Genomic DNA, 5,266 nt, shown 5'->3' with positions numbered 1-5,266 from the left:
CCCCTCCACCGCGCAGACCGCCGCCCGCTACCTGCTCCTGGTGCTGGTCCTGCTGCTGGTCATCGGCCCCTTCCTGTGGCAGCTGTCCACCTCCCTCAAGGGCCCCGCCGAGGACGTCTACACCCGCACCCCGAGCTTCCTGCCCGACCAGCCCACCCTGGGCAACTACGGCAAGGTCGCCGACGTCATCCCGGTGTGGACCTACGCGCTCAACTCGGTGATCGTCGCCGTGGTCTGCATCACCGGCAACGTGGTCGGCTGCACCCTGGCCGGCTACGCGCTCGCCCGGCTGCGCTTCCGCGGGGCGAAGCTCGTCCTCGGCCTCTTCCTCGCCACCCTGATCCTGCCCGGCGAGGTCACCATCGTCTCCCAGTACGTGCTGGTGCGCGGTCTCGGCCTGGCCGACAGCCTGGCCGGGGTCGCGCTGCCCGGCTCGATCGCGATGCTCAACGTGCTGCTGATGCGCACCGCCTTCGCCGCCGTCCCGGCCGAACTCGACCAGGCCGCGCTGGTGGACGGCGCCAACGTCTGGCAGCGGCTGTGGCACATCGGTCTGCCGAACGTGCGCGGGATGCTCAGCGTGATCGTGATCTTCACCTTCATCGGCGCGTGGGACGACTTCCTGTGGCCGCTGATCGTGCTCAACGACCCGCAGAAGTACACCCTCACCGTCGGGCTCCAGTACCTCAACGGCACCTTCTCCGCCAACCCCCGGCTGATCGCGGCCGGCACCATGATCGCCTTCCTGCCGATCGTCGTGGTGTTCGGCGTCTGCCAGCGCTTCTTCTTCAAGGGCGTCGAGGAGGGAGCCGTCAAGGGATAGCCCGCCCCAGGGATGGCCCACCGTCCGTACGCCCCGAACCCGTTGAGGAAGCTCTCCGATGGCCACCGCCCCCCGCTTCGGCGTCAACTACACCCCCAGCGCCGGCTGGTTCCACCACTGGCTCGACTTCGACCTCGACGCCGTGCGCGCCGACTTCGACTCCATCGCCGCCCTCGGCCTGGACCACGTCCGGGTCTTCCCGCTCTGGCCGGTCTTCCAGCCCAACCGCACCCTGATCCGTCCGCGCGCCGTCGAGCAGCTGACGGCCCTGGTGGACGCGGCCGGCGAGCGCGGACTGGACGTCGCCGTGGACGGCCTGCAGGGCCACCTGTCCAGCTTCGACTTCCTCCCGTCCTGGACGCGGACCTGGCACCGGCGCAACATCTTCACCGACCCCGAGGTGCTCGACGGCCAGGCCGCCTACCTGCGCACCCTCGCCGGGGCGCTGCACGAGCGGCCCAACTTCCTCGGAATGACGCTCGGCAACGAGATCAACCAGTTCTCCGGCGCCCCGCACCCCGACCCGGACCGGGCCACCCCCGCCGAGGCGGAGGCCTGGCTGCGCCGGATGCTCGACGCCTGCGAGCAGGGCGCCCCCGGCCGGCTGCACCTGCACGCCTCGTACGACGCGGCCTGGTACCTGGACGAGCACCCGTTCACGCCCTGGCACTCGGCCCGGATCGGCGCCGCGACCGCCGTGCACTCCTGGGTGTTCAACGGCACCGCCCAGCGCTACGGCGCGCACTCCACCGCCACCGCGCAGCACGCCGCGTACCTGGTCGAGCTGTCCAAGGCCTGGGCGGACGACCCGGCCCGCCCGGTCTGGCTGCAGGAGGTCGGCGCGCCCGCCCCGCACATCACGGCCGAGGACGCCGCGCGCTTCACCGGCGCCACCGTGGAGGCCGTCCTGGACTGCCCGGACCTGTGGGGCGTCACCTGGTGGTGCTCGCACGACGTGGACCGCTCGCTCGCCGACTTCCCCGAACTGGAGTACAGCCTCGGCCTGTTGACCACCGACCGGACGGTCAAACCGGCCGGTGCCCGGCTCGCCGAGGCCGCCGCCGAGGCCCGCCGCTCCTGGCAGCCGCCGAAGCCGCGCAGCACCGCCGTGGTGGTCGCCACCGGCGACGAGGTCACCTCGCCCGGCCGCTCGGTCTGCGGCCCCGGCGGTTCGGCGTACGAGGCGTTCATGCGCCTCGCCGAGGCGGGCGCCCGCCCGACCGCGGTCCTCGCCGAGCGCGCCGAGGACCGCGTCCACCTCGCCGCGCGCGGCATCACCGAGGTGGTCCACCCCTGCGACGTACGTTCTCTCTGACCGCGACCCAGCCCGCAACCCAGCCCGCAACGGAGCCCGCTGACATGCACGATGACCGCACCCTGGTCGAGTCCCGCCTCAAGCGCGTCCTGGACGAGCGCATTCGCCCGGCCGTGTACCCCGAGTCCGTCCCACTGGAGGTCGGCATCTGGACGGCCCCCGGCGAGCCCGTCCCGGTCGCCGAGGGCCTGGCCGCTCCGCGCACCCCGATCGCGGTGGGCGACGCCTGGGGCGCGCCCTGGGGCACCAGCTGGATCACCGTGACCGGTACCGTCCCCGAGGCGTGGGCCGGGCGCACCGTCGAGGCGCTGATCGACCTCGGCTTCGACGCCAACATGCCCGGTTTCCAGTGCGAGGGCCTGGTCTACCGCCCGGACGGCTCCCCGGTGAAGGGCCTCAACCCGCAGAACCAGTGGGTGCGGATCGCCGCCCCGGCGGCCGGCGGCGAGCAGGTGCTGCTGCACGTCGAGGCCGCCTCCAACCCGGTCATCCTGGACTATCACCCGTTCCTGCCCACCGAGTTGGGTGACAAGGAGACGTCCGGCGACCAGCCGCAGTACAAGCTGGCCCGGATGGACCTGGCCGTCTTCGACGAAACGGTCTGGCAGCTGGTGCTGGACCTGGAGGTGCTCGGCGAGCTGATGGCCGAGCTGCCGGTGGAGGGCGCCCGCCGCTGGGACATCCTGCGCGCGGTCGAGCGGGCGCTCGACGCCGTCGACCTCCAGGACGTCAACGGCACTGCCGCGGCCGCCCGTTCGCAGCTCGAAGGGGTGCTGGCCGCGCCCGCCGTGCCCTCGGCGCACCGGATCAGCGCGATCGGCCACGCGCACATCGACTCGGCCTGGCTCTGGCCGCTGCGCGAGACCGTCCGCAAGGTGGCCCGCACCACCGCCAACATGACGGCGCTGCTGGAGGACGAGCCGGACTTCCGCTACACCATGTCCCAGGCCCAGCAGTTCGCCTGGATCAAGGAGCACCGCCCCGAGGTGTACGCGCGGGTACGGAAGGCCGTCGCCGAGGGCCGGTTCGTCCCGGCGGGCGGCATGTGGGTGGAGTCCGACACCAACATGCCGAGCTCGGAGGCGATGGCCCGGCAGTTCGTGCACGGCAAGCGGTTCTTCCTGGACGAGTTCGGGGTGGAGAACCACGAGGCCTGGCTGCCGGACACCTTCGGCTTCACCGGCGGCCTGCCGCAGATCATCCGCAACGCCGGTTCCAAGTGGCTGCTGACGCAGAAGATCTCGTGGAGCCAGATCAACAAGTTCCCGCACCACACCTTCCTCTGGGAGGGCATCGACGGGACCAGGATCTTCACCCACTTCCCGCCGGTGGACACCTACAACTGCTCGATGAAGGGCAGCGAGATCGCCCACGCGGCGAAGAACTTCAAGGACAAGGGCGTCGCCCGGCACTCGCTCGCGCCGACCGGCTGGGGCGACGGCGGCGGCGGCACGACGCGCGAGATGGTCGCCAAGGCGGCCCGGATGAACGACCTGGAGGGCTCGGCCGTCGTCCGCTGGGAGAACCCCGCCGAGTTCTTCGCCAAGGCCGAGGCCGAGTACCCGAACCCGCCGGTCTGGGTCGGCGAGCTCTACCTGGAGCTGCACCGGGCCACCCTGACCAGCCAGGCGAAGACCAAGCAGGGCAACCGGCGCAGCGAGAACCTGCTGCGCGAGGCCGAACTCTGGTGCGCCACCGCCACCTTGCGCACCGGCGCGGACTACCCGTACGAACAGCTGGACCGGATCTGGAAGACGGTGCTGCTGCACCAGTTCCACGACATCCTGCCCGGCTCGTCCATCGCCTGGGTGCACCGCGAGGCCGAGGCGACGTACGCGGCGCTGGCCGACGAGCTGGAGGGGCTGATCGGCGCGGCCCAGCAGGCACTGGCCGGGGCGCCCTCGGGCGGGCGCGAGCTGGTGTTCAACGCGGCGCCGCACACCCGCTCGGCGGTGCCGGGCGGCGGGGCCGGCACCACCGCCCCGCCGAGCGGAACCTGCGAGGCCGTCGAGCGCGCCGAGGGCGGCTTCACGCTGCGCAACGGCCTGCTGGAGGTCGTCGTGGACGCGGACGGGCTGATCGCCTCGGTGGTCGAGCTCGCGACCGGCCGGGAGACCGTCGCCCCCGGCGGCCGGGCCAACCTGCTCCAGCTGCACCCCGACTTCCCCAACATGTGGGACGCCTGGGACGTGGACCAGTTCTACCGCAACACCGTCACCGACCTGACCGGCGTGGACTCGCTCACCGCCACCGCGTCCCCCGCCGCGGCCTCGGCGCGGATCACCCGCTCCTTCGGCTCCTCCACCGTCGTCCAGACCCTCACCCTGCCGGCCGGCGAACAGCGCGTGGACATCGACACCGAGGTCGACTGGCACGAGACCGAGAAGTTCCTCAAGGCCGCCTTCCCGCTCGACGTCCACACCGAGCGCTACGCCGCCGAGACCCAGTTCGGCCACCTCTACCGGCCCACCCACACCAACACCAGCTGGGACGCCGCCAAGTTCGAGGCCTGCAACCACCGCTTCGTCCACTTCGACGAGCCCGGCTGGGGCGTCGCCCTGGTCACCGCCTCCACCTACGGCCACGACGTCACCCGCACCGTGCGCCCCGACGACGGCGGCACCACCACCACGGTCCGCTTCTCGCTGCTGCGCGCCCCGCGCTTCCCCGACCCGAGGACCGACCAGGGCCTGCACCGCTTCCGGCACGCCCTGGTGCCCGGCGCGGCGATCGGCGACGCCGTCCGCGAGGGTTACCGGATCGGCCTGCCCGAGCGGCGGGTCACCGGCAGCGCCGAGCAGGTCGCCCCGCTGGTGGAACTGGACAACGACGCCCTGGTGGTGAGCGCCGTCAAGCTCGCCGACGACCGCAGCGGGGACCTGATCGTCCGGGTCTACGAGGCCGGCGGCGGCCGCGCCCGGGGCCGGCTGACCACCTCCTTCCCGCTGGCCGGCGCCGTCCCCTGCGACCTGCTGGAGCGGCCCTGGGACGGCACCCGCGGCGAGGTGTCCGTCGAGGACGGCGCGGTGCGCCTCGCGCTGCGCCCGTTCGAGCTGGTCACCCTGCGCCTGCGGGCCGCGGCCTGACGTCTACGCTGTTCGGCGCCCCGGCCCCGCGGCCGGGGCGCC

3 protein-coding genes are annotated in these 5,266 nt (G+C 72.7%); all 3 read left to right on the top strand.

Annotated features, from left to right (window positions below):
- The coding region (locus tag ACIQOV_RS26205; protein ID WP_401052438.1) for a carbohydrate ABC transporter permease at positions 1-823 on the top strand (823 nt) is incomplete at its 5' end.
- Between the two features lie 58 nt (positions 824-881).
- A complete protein-coding gene (locus ACIQOV_RS26200; RefSeq protein WP_401052437.1) occupies positions 882-2,138 on the top strand; it encodes a glycosyl hydrolase in 1,257 nt (418 codons plus the stop codon).
- Positions 2,139-2,182: 44 nt separating this feature from the next.
- Positions 2,183-5,224, top strand: coding sequence for an alpha-mannosidase (locus tag ACIQOV_RS26195; RefSeq protein ID WP_401052435.1), 3,042 nt, complete (start codon positions 2,183-2,185; stop codon positions 5,222-5,224).
- Positions 5,225-5,266 lie beyond the last annotated feature (42 nt).

Source organism: Kitasatospora sp. NPDC091257 (genome assembly GCF_044757675.1).
Classification (GTDB): Bacteria; Actinomycetota; Actinomycetes; order Streptomycetales; family Streptomycetaceae; genus Kitasatospora; species Kitasatospora lactacystinica.
The sequence above is the reverse complement of the archived record's forward strand: the minus strand, read 5'-3'. Positions and strand labels throughout refer to the sequence as shown.

Excerpts from the sequence above, each read along its gene's own strand:
- ACIQOV_RS26200 (WP_401052437.1), top strand. The coding sequence starts at position 882 with ATGGCCACCGCCCCCCGCTTCGGCGTCAACTACACCCCCAGCGCCGGC.
- ACIQOV_RS26195 (WP_401052435.1), top strand. The coding sequence starts at position 2,183 with ATGCACGATGACCGCACCCTGGTCGAGTCCCGCCTCAAGCGCGTCCTG.